The organism is Lysinibacillus cavernae, assembly GCF_009724685.1.
In the GTDB taxonomy this organism is placed as follows: Bacteria; Bacillota; Bacilli; order Bacillales_A; family Planococcaceae; genus Lysinibacillus; species Lysinibacillus cavernae.
On sequence record NZ_WMEF01000005.1, the window covers coordinates 23,494 to 49,519 of the forward strand.

Here is a 26,026-nt window from a genome sequence, read left to right on the forward strand (position 1 = left end):
AGGATTTTTCTTCATAGTTTGTATATAAACAAAGTAAAAATACGAGTAAATCTTATTTTTAAAAAAAGATTCCTGATAACACTTCATATAGCCACTCATCTCTATTAGGTTTTTATCTACATTGTTTGACGTTTTCAATTTACGATACATAAAAAGCAGCAAATTATATCATAGTAAGAAAAACGAGGTGACAAAAATGCATACAGTGTGGAAAGGCAGTATTTCCTTTGGACTTGTCAATATACCCGTGAAACTCCATGCCGCTACTGAAAATAAAGATATCAAAATGCGACAACTTCACAAAGAATGCCATACACCGATTAGCTACAAGAAGGTTTGTGAAGGCTGCAATCAAGAAGTAAAAGACGAAGATATTGTCAAGGCTTATGAATACACGAAAAATAAATTTGTCGTATTGGATCAAGAGGATTTAGAAAGCTTACGTAAGGAAAATGAAGAAAAAGCCGTGGAAATTATTGATTTTGTACAATTAACAGAAATCGACCCGATTTATTTTGAGCGTACTTATTTCCTTTCTCCCGATTCAACTGGGGCTAAAGCCTATTCTTTATTGCGTAAAACTCTAGAGCAATCAGGGAAAATTGGGATTGCTAAAATTATTATTCGTTCAAAAGAACAGCTTGCTATCGTGCGCGTTTATCAAAATGCGCTCGTGATGGAAACCATTCATTATCCTGATGAAGTCAGAAGTGTTGGAGATGTGCCGAGTATTCCAAGTGAACAAGACGTTGTGCCAAAGGAACTTGAAACAGCGCTAATGCTGGTGGATCAATTGACAACTACATTTAATCCTGAAAAATATACAGACGATTATCGCAATGCTCTACTAGAATTAATTGAAGAAAAGAAAGCAACCAATACGATTGCCACAAGTGATAAACAGCACCCAATACCTGATAATGTCACAGATTTAATGACAGCACTGCAAGCTTCCTTAGATAAAACGAAAAAGCCAGCTACAAGAAAACGTACCACACGCACAAAGAAAAATGCTTAAAAGGAAAGCGTATCCGCTCATCAGGATACGCTTTCGAATTGTCAAAGATAGCTTTCCAAATCTTTTTTGTGCGGAATAACCAAAAATTAATCCATTTAAGAAAATAGAAAAAGTTCGTTGATGCAGGCTTTCCTGGAATATTTAAAGAACCCACTTCTCATGATGAATCCCTACATGAATCCAAGTGTTCGTTTTGGATTATGCTTTGCGAATGATCCTTTTTTAATCTGTCCTTCTGTTAACCAGATCTTATAGGTTTTAGATAATTCCCCGCTAATGTTGTAACAGCCCCAAGTAATATGTATTCTTTGTTGGATTGGCTTCGTCATCTCCTCAACACCTATACTTGTATCTTTGTAGAAATATTCCCTTTATTATACAATGACTCTAGCAATGCAAAATAGGAGGTAGGACATGTATCAACATGAATTCGAAAATAATCTACAAAAATATAACAATCCAACCGAATATGATTCCCTCTATTCACATTATCAAGACGATCTCCACTATATTCTGCACTATCTTGGTACAAAAAAAGAGCCCATTATCGAATTAGCCTGTGGTACTGGTCGCTTAGCCATCCCTTTAGCTGCGCAAGGAATTCCTGTTTATGGGGTGGATCTTCATGAAGGAATGATACAGCACGCAATCGAAAAAGCACAGAAAGAAGATGTGAAAGTGCAATTTAAGGTACAAGATTGTACACAGTTACAATTACCTATCACAACAACATTCATTTATATGACAGGCAATTCCTTTCAACATTTTTTAACAAATGAAAGTCAAAATGCGTTATTGCAATCTGTCAAAAAACATTTACAACCAGGTGGCGAATTTCTTTTCGATATGAGAAATGCTATTTTAAGTGAGCTTTCTATCATTGATGAATACGAGGAACAGACGGTCACTAGCAATGGTGTGAGACGAATCACCTTCCATCGTGAAGAATATGATCCAGTGACGCAAGTCCTATCATGTCAGGCTGTTCATCACCAAGACCATACAACTTTTGAAGATTCCATCTTACTGCGCTATACATATCCACTGGAAATGACTAGACTCTTACAGCAAAACGGCTTTGAAATACTACATCTATACGGTTCTTGGCAAAAAAGTGACTTTCATGCCCAAAGCCCCTCTATGATAGTCCATGCACGTTTATCGCAAAAAAGAACGTAAGTTCCCTTTCGTGTTATAATAAATAGAAAAACACTAGGAGTCCATTAAATGATTACTATTCATGAACGTATGTCGCAGCAACAAATAGTTGGGCTAAGTTTAGCCTATATTGAAGATGGTGTGATTCAGAAAACAGAGTGCTTTGGCGAGTTAGAGGTCGGGACATCTAAAGAAATAAATGAAGAAACCATTTTTAATGCCTGTTCTATCAGTAAATTGCTTACAAGTATTTTAGTACTGAAGCTGGTAGAGGGTGGGCTATTGGATTTAGATGAGAATATTAATGATAAGCTTGTGTCTTGGAAGATGCCTGATAATGACTATACTCACGTAAAAAAAGTGACTTTACGACATTTATTAAGTCATCAATCTGGTATTGTTGACCCTGATAACAGCTTTTCGCCCTTATTTTCATTTGCACAATGGCCCTCAATGAACGATTTATTACAAGGTACTACGCCTTATTGTCCCACACCAATCAAGAGTTCTTTTGAGCCCGGGCTAGAATTTCATTACTCCGATGCAGGCTTTTGCATCGTTCAATTGCTTGTCGAGGAAGCCACAAACACGTCATTTCCATCACTAATGACAGATATTATTTTTCAACCATTAGCCATGACGAATAGCTTTTTTTCCTCGAAACTCCCAACCGTCAATACGGCTTGTGGGCATAACAAAGATGGCACCTTAACACCTCAAAAATATCCGTTATACCCGTACCCTGCAGCTTGTGGGATCTGGACAACACCGTCAGATTTAGCCAAACTGTTAATAGAGGTGATGCAAGCCTTAAAAGGAAAAAGTAAATTAGGATTGACTTCGATTCATGAACTAATTCATCCTCAAGGCTGCAAGGAATGGATGGGGCTTGGCGTATTTCTTGATGGCACTAGCAAGAAACTTGAAATGTCCTCGCTTGGTTGGGGTGTTGGGTATCAATGTATGCTAGTTGCTTACCCCTATTTAGAAAAAGGCTTTGTTGTCATGTCTAACACAGATACAGGTGTCCATCAAATGCAAGGATTTATAGGTGACATCTATCGCTCATTTGTTAATCAAATCAATTACGCCTAGACGTAATCTTACTTAGTTAGCCACCGGAGGCTGTGGGGCAACATGATGTTGATCATACCGTCATTGCCACAGGACATAACGCTTTTTGACGGTGTTCCTCTATTTTAAGAGGGTGTTTGATCATTCATTGAAAAAGGCAATACAAGCGGTCAACTCCTTACCAAAGGATAAAAAAGAAGCTACTACTTTTTTATTAAAAGTCAAGTTATTTTCACCGTTATAGATTTAACAACACGACAAATAGAATGTTACACATTATAATAGTTTTTTGCAGAATTAGTTGAAGGACTAGTTCTGCTTTTATTTTTATATAGAATGTAGCTTTTTAATAAAGTTCAATTAAAAGTAAGTTGCAAACGCTGATTTTATACAGAAAGAAACCAACTGTTTTGAAACAAAGGTTGATCAAAACAGTTGGTTCTTTATTTATCTAGTTTGGTTTTTATAATAAAGATTGATTATTTCTGGATGCGAATCTTCAATTAAAGGACCCGTTAGTTGAATAACTGAACAATCAGTTGTTTGGTATAGTGTAACATGTTTACAAATGTTGGTGTAGAGAAGTATAAGCTTATAAAAAAGTTATGATGAGATTGTGGTAGCACATCATTAGTTGGTGTGCTTTTTCTCTTGTCTATCTTCTCGGAACAGCCCTGAGACGAATCGAGTATTAGATAGACGTACACTTAGTTACATGGACTGCTCTCAGGTCGGTTCTCAGGGCAAATACATCTTCCGCAGATGCGGCGTAGATATAGATTTGGATTGGGCTTGGGCTTGTATCAATGGACTTTAGGAAGCTTACTTATTTCACAAAAATCCAACAATCACTATTTACACCCTTTCACCGAATCAATATATGTTAGGGCTATCATTTATCACTCAACCCTGTTAAATGAAAGAAACATTGAAAATTACCCCTATCCCAAATATTGGGTTTATGATAACATATATCTGAATCTTTAAACTTTGGAAAATATGAAAGGAAGTGTAATAACCAGATATGAAAAAGATATTGAAACCATTGATTAGTGTTATTGTCATTGGTGCCCTCTCTCTAACTATAAATATAGATAAAAATGTATTAGCTAATGATATTGCAAATACATGTAAGTATGATTCGGCATCGAAGGTCAACCCTGATTATTCCACAATGAACTGTTTGTTAACGGAAACAGCACTGAGTTATAATGTTCCTCCTGAAATTGTGAAGGCAATAGCGGAAGGTGAAAGTGGAAATTGGCGTCATTTCGATAGTAATGGTGAAGCAATTGTGACAGCTGATAATGGAATTGGCATTATGCAAATTACAAATCAAGCTGGCTACAATCAAGATAGACTAAAAAGCGATATTGTCTATAATATTCGAGCTGGTGTAGAGACCCTAGATGATATGTTTAAGCGGAAGGATTTGCCTAGCATCAACGGTGAGGAAAGAGATGTATTAGAACATTGGTACTTCGCTATCATGGCTTATAACGGTACTAAGCCAGTAAATAGTCCATTTGTCCAAGCAACTGGTGAAAGAAATGCAAATGCCTATCAAGAAAGAATTCTCCGAATTATTGAGAAATTGGAATTAATAGACTTAACAGAGCTGCCTTTTACACGCAAACATTTTCAATATGACTCTAACAGCAGGGAAAATATTAAATTTTCAGCGATGAACTATGATTTTGATTTACCATTAACAAAATCAAAGTACTTTTTTAAAACAAATCAAAAAGTTAGTGCAACAACTGATGTAACAGTTAGGACAAGACCTACTACGGATAGTCCTTCTATGGGTACTTTACGTAAAGGCGAAATTGTTACCATTACGGGCCCTTTTGAATATGAAGCAGTATCAACGAAGAAAAACCATTTTGTTTGGTATCCTGTAAAAAGAAATGACGGGACAGAGGGGTATGTAGCATCAAGTTATTTAAACTACTCAGCTTCAACACCAACACCTACAACTCCAGTAGGTAGTATAGATGTATCAAAGTTCGCTGATTACAAGGCAGACCAGTACTGGGCAGAGGATTTTCAATGGGCAGTAAACAAAGGTCTTATCAGTGGTTATCAAAACGTATACAACCCTGCAACAAAGAAATACGAAAACTTACTGAAACCAAACACAAATTTAACAGAAGATCAGATGTTATCTGTACTTTTTCGTTACTTTAAGTCTGATGAATTAGCTTCAACAAAACCTAGTTCTTCATGGAGTGCAGATGTAAACTATCAACTAGCAAATAAGTACGCTCTACCAACGCTTGGTGGTAAATCAGCGTCTAAACAGGTATATGCAGTCAAAGACATCACACGTGGTAATTTTGCTCGTTTCCTAGCATCTATGCATTATGGAAAAACAGTATCTCAGCCAGAAGCCATCCAGTTTCTACGTGACTTCGACTTAACAACTACTAAAACGGATGCAGAGTTTAAACCAAATGATTCTCTAACAAGAGCGCACGCAGTGGCATTCTTCCACCGTTATGAGCAAATATTCAATAAATAAATTGCTACATATAAGTGAAAAGGTGACTATAAAAGTCACCTTTCTTTTATATGGTTGTCTAAATGGTGCTATAAAGCCATATGTGGAGTTACGGGAGAGGCTGTGAAAGCATAACAAAAGGACTTGCATATTTGATAATCAATCATAAACACAAGTCCTGTTCATATTGAAAGAAAGCACCTGTTAGTTTAAGTAAGTGCATTATTTCACAAACTCGTCTGGTACAACTTCTCATTCGCTAATGCTTAGTGTTGAATTACTAGAGTTACAAGCTGTTAAAATAATTGATGTGAATAACATTAATACTATTTTTCTCAAACTTTTATCTTACGCCCCTTAAATTAATGAAGACACCTTACCTTCTTTTTCATTAATACCTTCTTCAACTAAACTGCCCAGTTAGTTTAAGTACATTTCTTCACAATCTCCAAAGTGATACTGTCATAAATTTCTAATAAAAAAACCTCACCTCTAAAAATCTATAGAGGTAAGATGTTTTTAATCAAACTTTATTACAAATTATCAATCTTTATTATAAAAAGTGAAACACTATTAAATAAGACATAATGTACAATTACTTGTACTTAATCTTACAGAGTAAAGCCTCTTTCCTTACTTGATAATGCATTTGCACCATTTGACCATATCGCTTTGTCTCTAGCAGCTGTAAATCCTCGAACGGACGTCGGGATTTAAACAATGGTATCCCTGAGCCCAGCAAATGTGGTGTAATAGTAATAATCCATTCATCAATTAACTGTTCTTGTAAAAAGGCATCCAGTATGCCCGCTCCACCAACCATCCAAATTTTTGCACCATTTTGTTCTTTTAATTGTTTGGTAAATGCGACAACATCCTCTTTAACAAACGTCACATGCTCATCTTCACCAATTTGAGATGTTGTGAACACATAGCATTTCTTATCAGGATACGGGAAAGTATCGCTATGATCCAAAATGTAATCATATGTTCTTTTTCCCATAATAACGGTATCAATGGTTTGATACATATCGGAATAGCCACCATCTCCTTCCCCCTCTGTTTCTTCTAGCCACTGTAAATCATCATTTTCCTTTGCGATAAACCCATCTAAACTCATTGCGATAAATACCACTATTTCTCGTGACATCTCGTCAACTCCTCTTCTTTTGAAAATCACTTACACAATCTCTATACTAGACTTAAAACATGACAACTATTGGCATGATTAAATAAAAAGGTGAAAAAATATGTCCAAAGCCAAACGATTAATTGATATCTTGTTATTTGTTAGTGATAAAAAGAAATTTACTGCACAGGAAATTGCCGATACATTCAATATTTCGGTGCGAACGGTGCATCGTTATCTTTTAGATTTAAGTGATATGGGGTTACCAATCTATGCGGAACAAGGGAGGAATGGTGGTTACACAGTACTTTCAAACGCCATTCTCCCTCCTATTTTATTTACTGAGGAAGAAGCGGTTGCTATTTTCTTCGCATTCCAATCTCTGCACTATTATCGTGATTTACCGTTTAATGCCGAAATCAAATCTGTATCGCAAAAGCTTTATGACTCCTTGCAGAAGGAAGCGAAGAAAAAAATAGATTCTCTTCAATCTTATATTGCCTTCTGGAACCCAAAAAGAACTGTTACAACACCATTATTAACAGACGTTTTAGAAGCCATTATTAACCAATCTCAATTACAAATCCAATATGATTCGAAATCGGGAATCTCGACCAAGCATGTCCAGCCGATTGGCATGTACGCTCATGATGGTTTATGGTATATGCCAGCACTTCATTTACAAAATAAAAAAATCTTACTATTTCGTGTAGATCGTATACTTTCCATTTTAGCCAACGACAAAAGCAAGGAGACTACGATTAATTTGCAACAATGGCTAGAGAGTGCTTTTGAGCTTCAACAGCCTATTCGTTTATATGTTGAATTATCAAGAGAAGGTGTTCGACAATGTTTAAGTGAGCCCAATCTTGAAAAGGCTGTTGTTCGACATAGCGATGGTACTGGCCATATTGATACTATGATCGATAAAGGAGAGCTTACCTTTAATAGCTCCCTTTTCTATCGCCTTGGGCAACACGCCATTGTCAAAGAACCTCAAGAATTAATTCAACTTTTACGTAAGCATGCGCACGACCTATTAGCGATATACCCAAAGCAAAGCAATAGCTGATTTCTCTATATGACAATTTTGTCAGATTCACGTAACCTTCTTCGCTACTACTTTTTAGAGAACTTCCTTATACTTGGTTTTGAAGGAGGAGATGACCGTTGCAACCAACTGACAACAACAAACGAATTGATACATTAGATTATTTAAGAGGGTTCGCCTTACTCGGCATTATTTTAGTGAATATCCCATCATTAATGTGGATTGATCCACCTAAATTAACGAGTGATATTACCTATAGTCGCTTTTTAACACTTTTTGTAGAGGGTAAGTTTTTTATCATTTTTTCATTTTTATTTGGTATAGGGTTTTATCTCTTTATATCACGTGCAGTGGCTAAAAATAAAAAAGCTTATGCATTATTCAGCCGTCGACTTTTGATTTTATTACTCATGGGACTAGTCCATGCCTATTTTCAACCTGGAGAAGCATTAACCATTTATGCTATCTTTGGTTTTGTAGCCATGCCTTTTTATAAAGTACGAAAAGAAATCAATCTAATCATTGGTTTAGCCCTATTAGCCATTACAGCTTATTTTGGCATTAAAATTGCGATGCCATTTCCGCTAATTTTACTTGGCCTAGCTGTTGGTCAATACCGCTTATTTGAAAATATTGATGTTCATCGTAATAAAATCATGCTAGTGACGATTGGTATGTTCTGTATTAGCATTGGTAGCTGGCTTTATCAATGGCAATATGTCCCTGAAGCCATCGACAATCTGAATAATTTGTCCAAGGAACAAATGGAAGAACATATCACCAATATAGAGCAATTTGCGTTAATTGGCCTACAGTTTAGCCCAATTGTTTCAGTGTTTTATATGGGAACAATCATCCTATTCCTACAGAGCTCACTATTTCAACGACTATTATCACCGTTAAAAGCATATGGGCGAATGGCTCTTACCAATTATTTAGGGCAAACAGCACTCATTCTATTAATTGGTCATGCATTTAATCTAATTGGCCACCTTCGTTTTATCGAATCTCTGTGGATTTGTCTAGGTATTTATGTTTTCCAATTGCTATTTAGTAAGCTATGGTTACACTTTTTCCGCTTTGGTCCTATGGAATGGCTCTGGCGAATGGGTACCTACTGGACAGTCTCACCCCTTAGACAAGGTAAAAAAGGGCACTAATTATTTTAGTCAATGATAAATACCTATCAGCATGGCGTTAAACGTCATATATTGGTAATGTACCCTACTCGCTTTCCATCTTTGCTCATATCTTCAGCAAGAAACATATCCCCATTTTATTTGGTCACTTATCGAAACATAAGTGACCTTTTTATTGTGTGCCAGTAAAAATATTCACCTGCCTCTTACCTACCTATACGAAAAAATCGACAATACCCTCTTGGATATTATCGATTTTTTTATTTTATTTAGCCGCCCAAATTTCAATCTCTATTTTAATGTCTGGTAGTCCCAGAGCTGACACGTAGGCAATGGTCATAGAGGGATAGGAATCACCAAACATTTTTTCCCACTCATGGTAAAAATGACTCCAATCAATCTCCTCTGTCGCCCAAATGTTAGCCTTTACCACATGAGTGGCATCCAATCCCTCAGCTGCTAAAATCGTTTCAATATTTTGAAATGTATTTGTAATTTGTTCCAATAAAGTCTGTGGCAATTGATCATCTTGACCAACACCAATTTGTCCAGAAAATGCATACATCGTTGCATCTTTCGGAATGATCGTTACATGACTATATTTTCCAACAGGGCTAGGTGCCTGCATTGGATTTTTACGTACTAATTTTGTTTTCATAGTTCTATTCTCCTTTAGGCTACTGTTTTTCTATAAAAGGGCATACTTATCCCTTGAAGTATAGATTTTAGAAAAAAACAGCAGTGGAGAATCCAATACCCATGCTTAAAAAACGAATAGATCTTTTTTTCATGTAAATTCTCCTCCTTTTGCCAAAAGTTATTTTTACTTTACCATTTCTATCCTGAACAATCAATTAAAAGCCGATACTATTTATGTTCTTCTTATTTTTATTTCTCAGGCAATTAACTATTTAACAATAACAACACAGCATATACATAATAGTGTAAAGCTAAATTAGCCTTACACCTCCGAAATTGTTACTAGGGTCACTTCATCCCAAGTGGCCCTTTTCATTTTTCAACATATGCTTCGTCCTAAAAAACTAGGCATCCCTAATTGGATTACCTAGTTTTTCGGTTACTATGCGTGTTCATTACTAAGATAACATAGTACTTTAAACAATTTCTAAACAGATTATCTAAAGTTATTGTGTTCGTATTATGCACACATTAGTAGATAAAAAAGGTGACTAAAATAAAATTGAATTCCGTTCATAGAAATATCTTATCGTCTATTACTTTAATCTTCCAACGAAACACAACTTTCATTTATTGATCAGTTCGCTAAAGAAGTGATCTTTTCATGTTTGATATTTACAAAATAAGTAAATAATTATTATAGGAAATCGCTATGTTCATAAATGTGACTAAACCCATTTATTCATCACCTGAAGTTCATAGCGATTATCCTTTTGAGCGATTTCTGTTGCTTTGACCTCCACTGATAAATTAAATACATAAAAAAACAAGACCACTCAACACAGAGTGGTCTTGAAGCTTTCTATAGGTCAAAACAGAAATCACTACTTGTTAAAACATTAATATAAAACAATTATCGTAGGTGTGTTATCCATTATATTGAGATGTAGAGGCTCTATCACTTTAAATCGATTGGTTGTTGTTGTGTGACACAATGAATCATACCACCATCTTTATAAAGTTCCCTTACATCAATACCAATCACTTCTCGATTAGGATAAAGCTTTTGGATTATATCGTTTGCTATTTTATCATTAGGGTCATTATAATTCGGAACTAATACAACTGTATTGCCAATATAATAATTTACATATGAACCTTTATACCCTAAGTTCTTTCCGTTATCTAAAATTACATTATTTTTACTAATTGGTAAATAAACATACTCATATGGCTCATCGAAAGAATTCTTTGCATTCATTAATGTTTTAATATCCCTATTAGAAAGACCCCATTCTTCTAAATCATCCTTTTTCATTGTAATGATAGTGGACTTATTATGGAATTTTGCAAAACCATCAATATGAAAATCTGTAATGTCTAGGTTTGGTACACCATCTAACCAAATAAAATGACTAGCACCGAGATTTTTACTCACATAGTCTTCAATTTCTGATTCTGATTTTTTAGGATTTCGATTTTTATTGATGACAGCGCTACGTGTGGATAAAAAAGTACCATTACCATCCAGTTCAAATGCTCCACCTTCGAGCACCACACTATTCAGATTGATTCGTTCCATACCTAACTGCTTACTAAGAGCACTTGGTATTAATGCATCATTTTTATATTGTGTTTTCTTACCCCATCCATTAAATCCCCAATCCATGAGCTTTAAATTGTTATCTTTATCGTATACAAAAATCGGTGCCGTATCTCTTGCCCATACATCATCAGTAGGTACAATATAAAAATCGATTTTGTTCATATTTACCCCCTCATCATACAGAAGGTCATAAATATAATTCTTTTCATATTCATCATACGCGATAATATGGACATTTTCTCCATCGCTAAGCGCTGCCGTCATTTCAATCCAAATGGGTTCAATCTTTTCCGCATAGTCCTTACCATATGTAAAGGAATGAGGCCATTGCAACCAGGTACCTTCATGTTTGCTGCTTTCATCAGGCATTGTATACTTACCTACAACTTGATTTTGCTCAAATTGGCTCCCCTGTACTTTACTTGGATTACAACCTCCCATAATAAACCCTGCTGTTAATACAGCCCCTGTGCAACATGCAATAATTTTTTTCATATCCAAGATCTCCTTATGTTGTGATAGTTTTCTCTTAGAAGTAGCATAAGGTTTGACATAATGTGAAGGTCAAGCAATTATTACATTGGCTTTTTAATGACGGGAAAATTAATTTGCGTCACGTACTCCTCAATATGACAGTCACATTCCGAACCTTTCAAGTAGGTTTCATATGGTGGACCTTCCAAAATGTAGCCATTGCTTGCTACCCACTCTTCAAGTGCCATATGCGCATATCCGATATAGTCATAGCTTCCTATATGCAAAGTAGTAGCAACCATTTTTTGGGGGAGTAATTTTATTTGCCATTCGCTTGATATTTTTTCGTCCTTTCTACAAATAATTGGAATCATTAATTCAACATCACATTGTTCAGGAGAAAACTCTTCATCAAAAAAAATGGTGGAGGGAACACCAAGTAACTGAATATTACTTTCTTCTGCGCTATCGTAAAGGGAATCAATATACCTGTCCATATCATCTAGATTAATATGCAATCTTTGACTTACGACACTCGTCTCGTTTCGCATCCCAAGCAATATATCATACGACCTTCCTATACCCTGTAATAAATCCACTTTCTTTTCAATCAATTCTTGCATCTCTGCAATAATTTGTCTATTCTGACTCATTTCGTTTGATATTTCATCTATTTTCGTTTGTATCATTCCTGTAAATATTGTACTGTCTGATTGGAGAATTGTTCTAATTTCGGGTAAGGAAAACCTATATTCTTTAAGTTTCTTGATTCGTAATGCCTTATCTAATTGACTCGGGTCATAATATCTGTAACCGTTTGTTGTATCTACAAGTTCTGGTTTCAAAAGTTCTTCCTTGTCATAGTGTCTTAACATGCGCGCACTCATTTTGCAAAGCTGTGAAAATTTGCTAATCGTATACATATTTCTCCCTTACTTTTTGTAATTTTTTAAGTAAAATCGCTAGTAGAATGTCTGAAGCCTATGATAACAATAGCTTCTCACAAAAAGCAAGAAAGCTTAAAGAACATAAAGATCAAAAGACAGATTTGAGGATAAGTTACTGTCAAAATAGACTTAGAAGGAAGAAATTAATTATAAAAAAAATTAAAGAGGTCATCTAAACTTATGAAGAAGGACTAAAATTCCCCCTGCCCCATTAATACAACCTAATAATCCAAAAACTAAGTACTCCTAATATCATTGTTGTTTACTTTCTGTCATAATCACAAACTCCAAATATCTATTTTTTATCGAAAAACAATAAAATTTTATTCTTTATCACCTTTTATTTATTGACATTTTAACTTTCTAATTATAAAATGACCAAAACCTTAACTATAAATATGGAAGGGTGATTTTATGAATTATGAGGATTTAATGCAGCAGGAAGGTTATATTTTTTTAGATAAGATAATGGAGCCAGGCACAAACTCATTGAGAGTTTCTATAAATAGGGCAGTCTTAAGTTCCAAAAGCGAGGATGTAAACTTTGCTGAACATACATTATATAATGTCTATCCAATTGAAATTGATAAGACATTACCAGTATTAAATATAGAATTCGATTCTTATGTATCCTATTCTGTTTCCGATGAGTCCTTTCATTTTGTAAATCAAGAGGATGAATTTACGGGACACGCAGTACGTTTATTTACAAAATCTAGTTATTTAGATTTTATAAGTAACGGAACTATCGCTCAGGAAATCTATTCCTATAAAGAGCTATTCCACTATCAGATTGTTTGTTTAGATCATATAATTGATATTGTTTCATTCGATAAGCCTAGTATTATAGAGGAATAAATAGAGCCTCAAACGTTTTTATTTTCATCAAAAATAAACGTATAAAAGCGTCTTTAAATTCTTCTACTCTACAAGAAAGCTAGTATAAACTGATTACAGGGCTTAACGTATTATTTGAGGCTTTTAATAATGAATTATGGCATTTAAGTGTTTATTGAAACATTGTACTAGTTTTGACTGTTTGACGAATTAGGTCAATAAGATTTCAGTACCTTTTGAGACCAGATGTACACCGTTTTTTGCAAAATATTCTGGATGGCATATAGAAAATGTTGTTTCCCCCTATTTTAAACTCTATTGATTGATTCCTATAAAAACGATACCGCATGGTCACGTTGATTTGATTAGGTACAATACCCGTTTTTCAACGAAGTCTCATTTTTTAGGTCAGCGCATGGAAAAGGCATTAACAAAAAGGATTTATCCTTTCTTGTTAATGCCTATTATTTTAACCTAGCTTAAATAGATCTTTTATAAGCATGCATTGTCGAAGTATATTGGAATATTTTAGGGTTGACTAGTCCCTCACGTAAATCTATCATTCCTAATTGTCCCATTCTATTCAGTAAAGGAATCAACCAACTACCACTTGGAGAACCTTGTAAAACTTCAATTTGATTGGATGATAACTTTGAAACTTTACTAGTGTCTATCGGTTCTTTTGCATTTTCTATTGTTTCTTGAAAAGCTTTCAAATCAGTTTTATACATATTCTCGCCAACTTGTTCAGTAAAACCTTTATAACCGTAAGCTCCTCGAAGGATAGTTAACCTAATACTCATATCTTCCATAGAAACCATTTTTAAATACACCGCCCTTCATTGGATTCCTAAATTATTAATGAAGAATATTTATAGTTTTTTCAATGGTGATCCAGTGATCCATGGGGAACTTTGTGAAGTAGAATTAAACTTATAAAATGCATATCCTCAGTTTGTTGATTGATTGTTCCAACTTGAGATGCTACTTTGTCAATATAAACAGATGTTAATGGTGGTGCTAGACCTCTTAGGACTGGACTAATTTTTACTTCTTCTTTAACTTTATCTTTTTCTACTTCTCAGGCTTTAGCTGTATTTAGCCCCAACAAGCCACTTGTTAAAATTCAGTTAGTAAATATTTCTTTATACGCAACATCTCCTTTTACATTATTTGTAACACATTAATAATTATCGTATAAAAAATACCATTTTTAACACTATTACTATTTATTTATAATAATAAACAATAATATTGAGTGCGTCCCATATTTTTTATTACAATGTTGATAGAACGCAAGTGTTCCGCCAAGCAATACATAAAATAGTGTAAATATTCCTCTATAAAAAAGCACCATCCTTGAAGAGGAAAGAACCGAATTTATACCTGTAGCTATCATGATAATAATAACTTTTCTAAGAAATTCAAATGTTCTTTAAAATAGCACCTAACTACTATTTATCTTTATTTCGTTGATTTACATTTTTGTAGAATTTATCTCTGTCCCAATATATTAAAAATAAAGAACCTATTAAACTAATACTTAGTAAAACTAAAAATAATGCAGATTTATTAGAATAATTAAATAGTCCAATTAATGAAACCAAAGCGACTAACATATAAGAATAGGGTACACTGATCGTTTTCAAATTGAATACCTCCTAATTGTTATATTTAATATATACTAATTTTCTAAATTATGTAAAATGAAAGAAGTTTTTATGTAAAGACCTCGCCTCTTGCATGATGTGAAAGTAAAAAGCCTCCAAACAATTGAAGGCTTTTAATAATAATTTTATTGTATTTAACAAATCTATCATTCTTACATTCTTAAAATGGATTATGATTGTTCCCAGTCCTTTTTGAAACATTGCCACGCGTGCTAACCCATCAATTATTTTTTAATTGTTTGGCGAATTAGGTTTGATAAAATTTCAGTTCCTTTTGATACAAGATGTACTCCATCTTTTGCAAAATATTCTGGATGACCTATAGCAACAGAATACCAATCAATCAAGGTTACTTTATTATTTTGTTTTGCTTTTTTAATTAACGCATCATTTACTTTATCTTCCCAGGGGCGTGGTACACGTGTATTTACTAGATAAACATTTGCATTAGAAAAAGTATTTAACAATGAATCAAGTTGAGTGTCAGTAAAATAACCATTTGTCCCCAGTTGGATGATAACTGCTTTATCTTTATCATTGTAATCAGAGTAATTGGAAGCTATTTGAGCAGCTTGAGACATTTGTCTGCCAACTTTCGCATCAATGGTTATATTTGGATAAATTTCAGTTAAATTAGGTGCAATATTAATCATAACAGAATCCCCAATGGCTAGTATTCCCTTAAAAGTTTTTGCACTTCTTTCATTTTGCTCCAACTTGGATGATTCTTTATCCTGTTTGTTTTCTTGCGCTATTTTATTTTCGCTATCTTGATTAACATCATTTTCTTGCGTTATTTTTCTACTTGAATTTTCAATAGCATTCGTACTAGCATCAGTTTTCCTATCACTATTTATTTTTACTACTTCTTGAGATGATTTTAATGTTTCACTTTGTTCATTTTGTATCAAACCTGTAATGCCCGCAATAAACATAATAGAAATTAGAACAAAGAATACTGTTGATAATTTATGAACTATTGAAGTATCTTTCCATTTCAAATGGTTTATTATCCATCGTATATATAAACCGAAACCGTTTTTTTTAATAGGCATTTCAATATAACGATATGAAAATTCTGCGATGATTAAAGTTAAGGCGATCAGCAAACCGAAGCGCCAAAATACTAGATTTCCTATTTCTTGAATAGGTGTACCCAATACTATAACTGGATAATGCCAAAGATAAATTCCATAGGATCTTGAACCAATCCAACAAAGCGGCTTAAATGATAGTAGTTTACTTAAAAGGCTGGATGGATGACAGACACAAGCTATTAGTATAGCTGCATTTATGCAAAAAAGGAACATACCCCCTCTATATAAAAAAGTTTGATATTCATCTACTAAACATATCGACAAAATTATAATTGTCAGGGATATGAAACTTATGATATTTAATTTTTTTATATGCCCATCAGATAATTTTTTAGATGAAAGTCTTTTCATTGACCATATCAAAGCAAGCCAACAACCTATTAATAATTCAAATACCCTAGTATCTGTACCATAGTATATCCTACTCGGATCATTTCCTGGTACATAGAGTAGACTCATTAATATTGCTGAATATATGGCCCCCATCATAACGAAGATTGAAAATTTACTTTGTTTTTTTAAAATGAAAAGTCCCATTAACAATATGACTGGCCATAGTAAGTAAAACTGTTCTTCAATCGCCAATGACCAAAGGTTTTTTAAAGGGGAAGGAGAGCCAAAACTATCAAAGTAAGATGTTTTATGGAAAATAAACCACCAGTTACTAGAATAAAAAAATGAAGCTAGAGCATCTCCCCTTAGTTTATTTATAAGTTCTGGGTTAAACAATATCACCCATATAAAGATTGAAATGACCATAAAATATACCGCAGGAATTAATCTTCTAAATCGATTAATCCAAAATTTCCGTAAATTCACGGTTATCTTATCCCCTTCTACTGGCAATATAGTTGATGTTATAAGATAACCCGATAGAACAAAAAAAATATCAACTCCTAGGAATCCACCTTTGGCCCACTGGAAGTTAAAATGATAAAAAATGACAGACGATACTGCTAAAGCTCGAAGTCCGTCTAAGCCAGAGATATGACGGTGATTGTGTGGCTGTCTACCCATAACAATTCCTCCAAAAATTTTTGCAACCACAATCTTGTTTTCAATAGTAGTTTAAATACTGTAATTTAAAGTAAACTACTTTTCTACAAGCCTTCATAAAAAACATACATATTAAATTCGATGGAGCAGTTGTCTGTTAATTGTTTTTAAGGCTTTATACTCCCATCCACTGTCTTTTCATATAAGAAAATCAGTGGATGATGAATATATTTAAAAGTTTTAATATCTACTCTTTATGAAGGTACAATGCTTTCCCATCTTCCATATCCTTCAATAAATCATTGCTTATAATTGCTTTTCCAGTAACGCCTTCTAGTCCCTGAATAACAGTTCCTTCATTTACAGCTGTATAACTATCACCTTTGGTAGAAAGTACAACATAATTGCCTTTTGCTCCTCCTCCAGCGTTCATCACAATGATTTCTTTGTTTCCATTTGTAACTTTATCACTTATAATGATCGGTGTTTGAATAAGTGTAAACTCTTGTTTCACTTGCCATTCACCAGTATCTTGCTGTTTCAAGAGTAGTGCAGTACTACCGCCTGTACCACTTGTATATGGTCCCATCAATACAGTAAAGATTTCTTCATTTCCATCTTCATCTAAGTCCACATAATTGTAGTAGTATTTTGTTGTTTCTAAAAATTCATTTGGAATTTGTAAATATTCAACAATTATTTTCTCTAATTGTGCATTGGGTTGTGGTTCTGCCAGAATACCTACAATTTTCTCGTTTATTTTTTTAGTTTCTTGCGATTCTACCTTTCCCTGCTCTGCTGCCTTGACTTTTAATGATTCATTATCGATTATTTTTCCATCTGCACCGAATACTACTAGTGAACTTGATGCCATGCAACAAACTAAAAATATAGCTAGTACTGTAATACCTTTCTTTTTATTACCACTAAATGTAATGTTTTGAAATCTTTTTTTCACTATCTTTATCCCTCCATTAAAATTGGATGTAAATACACTCTTTCTATTACTTGGTTGTTTAATAGAGTGTAAAATGGTTTCCATATACCTTTTTTTATAAATACTATCTTTTCCACTTATTACATACTCATCACAAATCATTTCAATTGTTTCATCAAACTTTTTGGACATGAGGTGAACAAATGGATTAAACCAATATAATGTCCTTACTATAAATAACATCACTTTTAGTTCAATATCATGTCGTTTATAATGAATCAACTCATGCTTCAATATTAGATATAAGTCTGTTTCTGAATACTCAATACAAGGAATTACAACTGTTGGTTTAAACATCCCAAACATCATAGGAGATTGGATCTTTGTTGATTTACGCAAACTAACTTTTCTTTTTATTCCCAGACTACCTTTTAACTCGGAAAATATCTTCCTCTCATTAGGACCTGCTTCTATAGACCAACGTTTAATGTTCTTAACAAAAATTATATAACCAAATACATGGTAAAATGAAAATAGTAATGCCCCTACAACCCATAGAACTGTACCAATATGTAATAGTGACATTTCATCAAAAAAACTTTCCTTTTTTTCATTTTGATTTTCTATTACTTTAGGACTTTGTATTTCATCACTGATAATATCGTTTGTTAACAACTCATTTAGGTGATTGGATTCAGGTGAAATTTGTACTGCACTAACATGGAATGGTGCGTCAGGAATCGTATATGTAATTGGTATTAACAAGCGAATCGTAATAACTAGCCATACATAATATTTCCATCTAGCAACATACTTTTTGTCCAGTATAGGGGTTATTGCATACATGATTAGGATAACAACCGACATTATTAAGGAAATTTCTAAGATATTCAAAAATAAATTTTGAATCATTCTTTTTTATCCTCCGAAGGTAAATCATCTAAAAAATCCTTTAATTCTTGTATTTGCTCTTCATTTACTGATTTTGCATTATTTAAATGCACAACAAAATTTTTAACTGAATTACCAAAAAACCTCTCCAATATTGTCTTACTTTCATTGTTTGCATATTCTTCTTGAGTAACAAGGGGACTGTAAAAGTTTACTTTGCCTCTTTTTTCAATTTTTAAAAAACCTTTTGCCTCTAATCTAGACAAGAACGAGAGAATAGTTGTGGGTGCTAGTTCTTTTGTTTTCTCTAGATGTTCTTGAATATAGATTCTACTTACTGCTTCAGTAGCATCCCAAACAATCAACATTAATTCTAATTCTGAATCTGGTAATCTTTTCATTATGACTCCCTTTCTTCTACAAATGCAGAACGTTCTGTTTCATATTCTGCATTTGTAGAATATGAAAGTCAATAGATATTATTCTTTAAGAAAAAAATGGTCAAAAATACCCATCATCTGTATACCTCAAATGAATTTTCAATCCAAATGAAGCAGGATGAATAATGTCATTTTAAGCGTTATTACATTCAAAAAAAGATTAATCAATATGCAGTTTCTTTTAAATTTATACTTGAAAATATAAAAAGCCTCCATGTAATTGGGGGCTTTTAAAAATTGGAATTGACTTGCTCTTGCAAAACTAACCAACCAACGTCAACTCATGTTATATTTGTATCCATTCAACATTACCAATGTATCTCCAGCATTTATTTTAAATCAAATACATTTTGATTGATCATTTTATGAAAGTAATGATCCATTTCTTCAGCAGTTACCCTTTCACTATTCTTTAACCACCAAATGTATAACTTTTCAATAATCCCTGAGTAGAATTCAATCACTATTTCTTCAGGGATTGAAGAATCATTGAAAAGTCGATACAGTTCATGCTTCTCTTCTTTTTGGTTCTTAACATTTAAGGTTTGTATACATGCCATAAATTGACTATCATGCATTTGCACCTGTAAAATCCCACCTAATACTTGGTGATTTAAAAGCTGTTCCAGTACTTTAAAAGGTTTTGTCAACCTATCATTAATAGGTATTTTTTCCATCTCTTCTCCTAGTTGATAAATTCCAACCTTCAATAAATCATTTTTATCCTCAAAATGTTTGTAGAAAGTTGTACGATGAACCATAGCACGGTCACATATTTGATTGATTGTAATCGTACTATATTTTTGTTTACAATCAGTCATCAGTTCATACAATGACTGCCATAATAATTTATGTGTACGTCTAATCCTCAAATCAATTTGTTCTTCATTCAATTTCATCTACACTTCTCCTAATTTGTAGTTTATTTATACATGTTAACTAATCTGAATCTTCCTAAATATAATCTACATATATATATTAATTTACATACAGTAGTTTATCTATAGTGTATAAAATTATATGAAAGCGAAGGTAAACATTCATGAATCTGTCATCCACGAGTCCTACTAACCATCAGCTTAATCTTACAAACTTAAAACAAGGTCCGATCATATTCGCATTAATTTTGGGTGCATTTGTTTCCCTTTTGAACGAAACATTGCTTGGTAACGCTTTACCTGTTTTAATGACAGAATTGAATGTAACAGCGTCTACAATTCAGTGGCTTACAACAGCCTACATGCTAGTTGTTGGTATTTTAGTACCTATCACTGCACTGTTACAGCAATGGTTTACTACAAGGCAGATGTTCTTATCTGCAATGCTAACATTCTTAATAGGAACTATAATAGCAGCCCTATCACCATCTTTTTTCTTTTTATTAATAGGGCGAATAATTCAAGCATTTGGTACAGGGTTAATGCTTCCTCTATTGATGAATACGATCTTAATAATTTACCCATCTGAAAAACGTGGCGCTGCGATGGGGCTAGTTGGTCTTGTTATGCTTTTTGCACCAGCAATCGGTCCCACATTATCAGGTGTTATTATTGATTCATTGGAATGGCGTTGGTTATTCTATATGGTCATTCCTTTAACGGTCATATCAATCCTTATTGCATTTAAATATCTACAAAATGTTACAGAGCTCAAGAGACCAAAAGTTGATTATTTATCAATTATATTATCGACATTAGGTTTTGGCGGTATTGTATATAGTTTTAGTGCTTCTGGTGACTTAGGCTGGTCAGATTTAAAAGTTTTATTAGCAATAATAATCGGCGTTTTATCATTATTGTTTTTTACAATACGGCAATTAAAAATTGAAAATCCCATACTAGACCTTCGAGCATTTAGCTTTCCAATGTTCACTTTACCCGTAGTGATAATGTTCATCGTTATGATGACTATGTTTTCTACTATGGCGTTGTTACCTATGTTTTTACAAACAGTCTTATTGGTAACAGCTTTTAAATCAGGATTAATCATGCTACCTGGAAGTATTATCAGTGGTATAATGGGACCTATTGCTGGAAGCTTGTTCGACAAGTACAGAGCCAAGTCAATTATTATTCCTGGTATTATTCTAGTAGCGTTAGGCGTATTTTTATTTACAACTCTTGATAAAGATACATCCGTTTTGCAACTTATTGTTATGCACAGTTTGCTAATGTTAGGTATTATTTTTGTCATGACCTCTCAAACATTTGGTTTAAATCAATTAACACCTAATCTGTATCCCCATGGTACAGCAATATTCAATACCTTATCGCAAGTAGCTGGCGCAATTGGCACCGCTTTAGGGATTTCTAAGATGTCCTCTGGTACATCCGCCTATATGGAAGAATCAAACCATCCTTCCAATCCAATTGAAAAAATAAATGGATTAACATCTGGCTTCCACGATTCATTTATGATGGCGTTATATTTAATAGTAATTGCTTTAGTAGTATCACTGTTTATTAAAGATCAAAAAAAGAAAAACTAATATCAAGATAACTAAATTAAAAGCCCAGGCTCAAAATTTTGATATGCTCCCTAGGTAGACAAATTAAAAAATTAAATTTGTTTATCTAAGGGGACCATATCATTAATGAGTGCTTGGTTATTTGAATTTCAAGGCGCTAAAAATAAAAAGCCACTCGAAATGAATGGCTTGATCACTATTTTAACTTAGATCTCTATCTAAAATTAAAGAGCATCATTCTTTATTTGAATGATACTCCTCTAAAAACTGCACTTACTTATGATACGATTCTCCGTACCACTCCAAAGTGTGGTTTTAAATAAACTAAAGATTTTTACTTATCTTTCCAACATTTGTTAGTGGCACAACGATTTTTTTATAATCGCTCTAAATCCTGGTATTCTTTCATATAAGGACCATCCTCTGCAACGAATGAATGATACAATGCCTTTACTGCGTAATTTTTCTCTAAACCCATTTCAGATTTTAGCTTTTTTAATTCATCATGCAACGCTCGATGTTCATTGATAAGCTTTAGCATAATTGATTTATTATATTTCATTAGATCCGTCCTTTTTGTTTATAACTTGAATAATTACAACTTTAAAATACTAAAATTCAGGAGAATTATGCAGAACTGCAAAATCCTCAGTCATCTGATGTTGTACTATTTTGTAAAGTGTAACTGTCCTATTAATGCTTAACAATTAACGTTATTAATTTTCATGTCAAAGCTCGCGTTATTTGTTGAAGCTATATTACACCATTATCACTCATAATCGCAAGAATATCCTTTAAAGATGCAATAGATACTATGCAATTTGTACCCCTGAAATGTTGTTATATAAGTATTTGTAGTACTACCTAAAGTGTTCATAAATGGCAATTTTGTTATTAAGGTTTAATGATTTTAAAAACATTGAGAATATAGCTTTTTCTCAAAAAAACTATATATCCTACGATACTCATTTAAGGTATTAAAGGAAAATGAATTGGGGTACATTTGTGGTACAGTAATTTTTGCTGTTTTGTACCACTAATATAAATCAAATCCGGGCAAGTGTATGTTTCTTCACCCGAAGTATTCATTATTTTTAACACTAAAATTATTAAATAAATTTATGTATATGTCACTCATTTTTATGAATGAGTGACTTCCTTTTTTTATATAAAACTGTTCATTGCCTCTAATTTCAAATTTCAAATTAGGTTAACTATGACACATACAATCCCAGCAGTTACAATCAAACATACTGTTTAAATGAAACTAGGTGCTAGACATTCGTATAATCTTTGAGCTAACGTCTAAATACGCATTAATACACCATTAGGTTTTGGTAATTCTTGAGCTGAAATTTGATTCATTTTACAAAAATGTTTAAAAAATTGTTGTGCCAGCTCTCGTTCATTTGGGTCAACTTTCAATGAAACTATATCAAGCAATATTTGAGCCATCCATAAATTTTCAAAATAACGGTATTTACCTGTTTTCCATATCATTTTTTCAGGGGATTTTTCATTTGTATAATACTTCCAGAAAAATAACTGATCCGATTCCTGTTTTGTAAGTTGAATTCTGTATATTGAATGAGCAGGAATATATCCATCTTCACAAATTTTACCGACAAAATCCTCTTTCACCATATAGACACCTAAGATACGTCTGTCTTTTTCAGGCATGCCGGAATCTATTGCTGTTAATAGTACAGCGCTATTTGGGTGCAAGCGGCTCGGCTTGTTTGGCTTTCCTTTGTTATTACCACTTTTCAATATTCCTGAAAAAACTTTCCACTCTGAAAAAGAACTATACTCTTCTTCCGTGTCACACCAAAAAACCATTTGTGATGAGGGATGAAGTTTATGGTTTTTCATAAGTTTTTCATGTTCCAAGCGAAGTGCCAGTTTTTTTCGTTGTAGTTTTTTTTCCTCTTCCTTCTTCAATTCCTCCTCTTTACGTTCATTTTCCTTTTTTTGTATAATTTCTTCAAGTGACTTAGCATCACTTTTATCGTGTAGTTTTAGATGCTTTCCAAATACATCAGGGAAAACAAACTTTTTATTTTCCGATGCGAAATGTATTTCAATACTAGAATCATTATGCTTAACTATACTACCTATGCCAAAACGCTTGTGAGTAACTTTCTTATTGATTAGATTCATTATTCTAGTCCTCCTTAAGGAATAAAAGCCCGGTTACAATTAGATAGTAAATTAATATTTTTATTCAACTAACTTCCTTAAAAGCTCATAACTTTTTAATTTTTTCTTTGGCTTATAAAAGGATATTAAAAAAACGTACCCAAATTCTATCTGCAAAAAAGGACATCGGAATTCGAAATACGATTTTAAAAAATAATTGTAAGACTATTATAACATTTATTTATAATTTCACAAATTTATTGTTGACAACTTATTTTTCCATAGGGTAAAATATAAATTTATTCTTTGAATTCACTTTGATCAGATACTATGAAAATCGGTGAAGAGAATCGCTCTTTCATGACTGAGGATGCTGCTAACACCACTACCTGGTTGATTAAAATTGGCAACAACTGTGATTGGATCTTTCAGTATATCTAACCCTTCTAACATTTTTTCATGTCTATACAAATGATTGATCTATCTAGCATGCCTTCGTAGTTCATACAACGCCACGCTGCTTATAAATAACTGGAACAGCAGAAAGAGCATGACTGATTAAAAACGTAAGCTTTGTTTGTCTCATGTAACAGAATGCTTGCAATGAATCGCCAACGATTTTTATGACCTTTATTTGTCTTTTTGTTACAGATCCATTTTTAGAACGTCGCATTTCTTTAATCAGTTGTTTTCTCATCTAAGTTCCTTCCTAATACGTGAGATGTTAATTTACACAAGAACTTTGTTTGTATATTAATTAGAAAAAATAATTGTATTTGGACAAGATGAAATTTATGGAAATAAAAAAAGACCTGGTACTCACTTTCAATTGAGCGCCTGGTCATTTGTTCATATGGCTAATAAGTAATTCTTCTACCTGTGTTTTTAGTACTTGATTAGCGTACCTTAACATCGGGTACCTCTTTACATTTCAATTATTTACCTATAGTATATTTAAACATTTTTTAAGGAGTGATGAGATGACTAAAGAAGGAGCTGAAAGGGATCTTACTCAAGAAGAAATCGAAAGAATATTAAGCGAAAATAATAACGAAACAATTGGTCGTATTGCAACTGACGAAGATATTCAATTTATTAAAGCAGAAATAATTAAATTCATACAAAAAGAAATGTATTCTAACCCTACTGATCAACAATTTATCGTAAACTTACAAAAACTACTCCATCACATTTCCAGTTTTGATGTAACAATTAATGATACTTTCTCTGACAGTATTATTTGTACTTTTAAACCAAAAGAAAAAAAACTCATTACTAATGATTTAAATGATATTCAATTCATAACTATCCATAAAGAATGAATTTACTTTAAAAAAACCCTAAATAACAACTTTTCCGAGTTATTATTTAGGATTGGTTTTAGTTTAATTCGCATAACTATTCGTAATAGAAAGTCTCATCAGCTTTACTTACAATTCCTTTTGATGCTGTATCAATGGCTTTACCATCTCTTATTACTGCTTCTATCACCATTTTCGCAGGGTTACCAAAATGAACAACTGATTTTAATCTGGATATTTTGGTAATACCATATTTAACATTAGATTCATTAAAGGGCTCTGAAAACATTAAAATCCTCTTTGTTGCACCTGGTGATAAAGACCACCCCTTTATATTTCCTCCAATTTTTGTTCCCTTGAATATATTTTGTTGTATATGGATTTAGTAGATAAACAGAAGACTAACACAGTTGTCTATTTTTTGTATATATTATTATAATTATTTTCCATGAAAAAATTACATATATAATGTTCCATAGTTAGGCGCTACCCCATTTACTTAACCATATAATC

Annotated in this window: 24 protein-coding genes; 9 read left to right on the top strand and 15 right to left on the bottom strand. The window is 33.1% G+C overall.

The genetic code is table 11. The annotated features are described in order from the left end of the window. Positions 1–196 precede the first annotated feature (196 nt). A complete protein-coding gene (ku, locus tag GJU32_RS12095) occupies positions 197–1,018 on the top strand; it encodes a non-homologous end joining protein Ku (protein ID WP_155592208.1) in 822 nt (273 codons plus the stop codon). A gap of 170 nt (positions 1,019–1,188) precedes the next feature. Here the strand turns inward: ku and GJU32_RS12100 are convergent, their stop codons facing one another. Then, positions 1,189–1,347: a hypothetical protein gene (locus GJU32_RS12100; protein WP_155592209.1), complete on the bottom strand. Its 159-nt coding sequence runs from the start codon at positions 1,345–1,347 to the stop codon at positions 1,189–1,191. Between the two features lie 85 nt (positions 1,348–1,432). Between GJU32_RS12100 and GJU32_RS12105 the strand changes: the two genes are divergently transcribed. From GJU32_RS12105 to GJU32_RS12115, 3 genes are all read left to right on the top strand, one after another. Then, a complete protein-coding gene (locus GJU32_RS12105; protein ID WP_155592210.1) occupies positions 1,433–2,197 on the top strand; it encodes a class I SAM-dependent methyltransferase in 765 nt (254 codons plus the stop codon). A 48-nt stretch (positions 2,198–2,245) separates the two neighbouring features. After that, positions 2,246–3,271: a serine hydrolase domain-containing protein gene (locus GJU32_RS12110; protein ID WP_196426678.1), complete on the top strand. Its 1,026-nt coding sequence runs from the start codon at positions 2,246–2,248 to the stop codon at positions 3,269–3,271. Positions 3,272–4,274: 1,003 nt separating this feature from the next. Further along, a complete protein-coding gene (locus GJU32_RS12115) occupies positions 4,275–5,774 on the top strand; it encodes an SH3 domain-containing protein (RefSeq protein WP_155592211.1) in 1,500 nt (499 codons plus the stop codon). Positions 5,775–6,348: 574 nt separating this feature from the next. Here GJU32_RS12115 and GJU32_RS12120 read toward each other — a convergent pair. Beyond that, a complete protein-coding gene (locus GJU32_RS12120; RefSeq protein WP_155592212.1) occupies positions 6,349–6,903 on the bottom strand; it encodes a dihydrofolate reductase family protein in 555 nt (184 codons plus the stop codon). 100 nt (positions 6,904–7,003) lie between these two features. Between GJU32_RS12120 and GJU32_RS12125 the strand changes: the two genes are divergently transcribed. After that, positions 7,004–7,954 carry a helix-turn-helix transcriptional regulator gene (locus GJU32_RS12125; RefSeq protein ID WP_155592213.1) on the top strand — a complete coding sequence of 317 codons (951 nt, stop codon included), beginning with the start codon at positions 7,004–7,006 and terminating at the stop codon, positions 7,952–7,954. A 98-nt stretch (positions 7,955–8,052) separates the two neighbouring features. Further along, positions 8,053–9,093 (top strand): DUF418 domain-containing protein, encoded by a 1,041-nt coding sequence (locus GJU32_RS12130; protein ID WP_155592214.1) that lies wholly within the window; start codon positions 8,053–8,055, stop codon positions 9,091–9,093. 244 nt (positions 9,094–9,337) lie between these two features. Here GJU32_RS12130 and GJU32_RS12135 read toward each other — a convergent pair whose 3' ends face one another. The 3 genes from GJU32_RS12135 to GJU32_RS12145 form a co-directional block, all read right to left on the bottom strand. Continuing rightward, positions 9,338–9,730 carry a RidA family protein gene (locus tag GJU32_RS12135; RefSeq protein ID WP_155592215.1) on the bottom strand — a complete coding sequence of 131 codons (393 nt, stop codon included), beginning with the start codon at positions 9,728–9,730 and terminating at the stop codon, positions 9,338–9,340. Between the two features lie 939 nt (positions 9,731–10,669). Further along, the gene (locus tag GJU32_RS12140) at positions 10,670–11,812 is read right to left on the bottom strand and encodes an agmatine deiminase family protein (RefSeq protein ID WP_155592216.1); all 1,143 of its coding nucleotides are present in this window, start codon (positions 11,810–11,812) and stop codon (positions 10,670–10,672) included. A gap of 80 nt (positions 11,813–11,892) precedes the next feature. Further along, a complete protein-coding gene (locus tag GJU32_RS12145; protein WP_155592217.1) occupies positions 11,893–12,714 on the bottom strand; it encodes a MerR family transcriptional regulator in 822 nt (273 codons plus the stop codon). A gap of 438 nt (positions 12,715–13,152) precedes the next feature. Here GJU32_RS12145 and GJU32_RS12150 point away from each other — a divergent pair, with 438 nt between their 5' ends. Continuing rightward, positions 13,153–13,596, top strand: coding sequence for a hypothetical protein (locus GJU32_RS12150; protein WP_155592218.1), 444 nt, complete (start codon positions 13,153–13,155; stop codon positions 13,594–13,596). 458 nt (positions 13,597–14,054) lie between these two features. Here GJU32_RS12150 and GJU32_RS12155 read toward each other — a convergent pair whose 3' ends face one another. From GJU32_RS12155 to GJU32_RS12180, 6 genes are all read right to left on the bottom strand, one after another. Beyond that, complete coding sequence (locus tag GJU32_RS12155) at positions 14,055–14,387, bottom strand: hypothetical protein (RefSeq protein ID WP_230875032.1); 333 nt, start codon at positions 14,385–14,387, stop codon at positions 14,055–14,057. Positions 14,388–15,029: 642 nt separating this feature from the next. Further along, positions 15,030–15,224, bottom strand: a complete 195-nt coding sequence (locus tag GJU32_RS12160) for a hypothetical protein (RefSeq protein WP_155592220.1) — start codon at positions 15,222–15,224, stop codon at positions 15,030–15,032. 245 nt (positions 15,225–15,469) lie between these two features. Further along, positions 15,470–17,359, bottom strand: a complete 1,890-nt coding sequence (locus GJU32_RS12165) for an acyltransferase family protein (RefSeq protein WP_155592221.1) — start codon at positions 17,357–17,359, stop codon at positions 15,470–15,472. A 226-nt stretch (positions 17,360–17,585) separates the two neighbouring features. Further along, positions 17,586–19,187, bottom strand: coding sequence for a M56 family metallopeptidase (locus GJU32_RS12170; RefSeq protein WP_155592222.1), 1,602 nt, complete (start codon positions 19,185–19,187; stop codon positions 17,586–17,588). After that, the gene (locus GJU32_RS12175) at positions 19,184–19,567 is read right to left on the bottom strand and encodes a BlaI/MecI/CopY family transcriptional regulator (RefSeq protein ID WP_155592223.1); all 384 of its coding nucleotides are present in this window, start codon (positions 19,565–19,567) and stop codon (positions 19,184–19,186) included. Before GJU32_RS12175 ends, GJU32_RS12170 begins: the two co-directional genes overlap by 4 nt. 368 nt (positions 19,568–19,935) lie before the next feature. Further along, the gene (locus GJU32_RS12180) at positions 19,936–20,505 is read right to left on the bottom strand and encodes a TetR/AcrR family transcriptional regulator (protein WP_155592224.1); all 570 of its coding nucleotides are present in this window, start codon (positions 20,503–20,505) and stop codon (positions 19,936–19,938) included. 143 nt (positions 20,506–20,648) lie between these two features. On the opposite strand from GJU32_RS12180, the gene GJU32_RS12185 reads away from it, so the two are divergent. Further along, a complete protein-coding gene (locus tag GJU32_RS12185) occupies positions 20,649–22,094 on the top strand; it encodes an MDR family MFS transporter (protein ID WP_155592225.1) in 1,446 nt (481 codons plus the stop codon). 355 nt (positions 22,095–22,449) lie between these two features. On the opposite strand, the gene GJU32_RS12190 is transcribed toward GJU32_RS12185, so the two are convergent. From GJU32_RS12190 to GJU32_RS12200, 3 genes are all read right to left on the bottom strand, one after another. Then, the gene (locus GJU32_RS12190) at positions 22,450–22,635 is read right to left on the bottom strand and encodes a hypothetical protein (protein ID WP_155592226.1); all 186 of its coding nucleotides are present in this window, start codon (positions 22,633–22,635) and stop codon (positions 22,450–22,452) included. 743 nt (positions 22,636–23,378) lie between these two features. Beyond that, positions 23,379–24,233, bottom strand: a complete 855-nt coding sequence (locus tag GJU32_RS12195) for a malate synthase (RefSeq protein WP_155592227.1) — start codon at positions 24,231–24,233, stop codon at positions 23,379–23,381. 481 nt (positions 24,234–24,714) lie between these two features. Beyond that, entirely contained in the window at positions 24,715–24,909 is a 195-nt protein-coding gene (locus GJU32_RS12200) for a transcriptional regulator (protein WP_155592228.1), read from the bottom strand. A 283-nt stretch (positions 24,910–25,192) separates the two neighbouring features. On the opposite strand from GJU32_RS12200, the gene GJU32_RS12205 reads away from it, so the two are divergent. Beyond that, on the top strand, positions 25,193–25,534 hold the full coding sequence (locus tag GJU32_RS12205) for a hypothetical protein (RefSeq protein ID WP_155592229.1): 342 nt from the start codon (positions 25,193–25,195) through the stop codon (positions 25,532–25,534). 76 nt (positions 25,535–25,610) lie between these two features. Here the strand turns inward: GJU32_RS12205 and GJU32_RS12210 are convergent, their stop codons facing one another. Further along, positions 25,611–25,802 carry a hypothetical protein gene (locus GJU32_RS12210; RefSeq protein ID WP_155592230.1) on the bottom strand — a complete coding sequence of 64 codons (192 nt, stop codon included), beginning with the start codon at positions 25,800–25,802 and terminating at the stop codon, positions 25,611–25,613. Positions 25,803–26,026 lie beyond the last annotated feature (224 nt).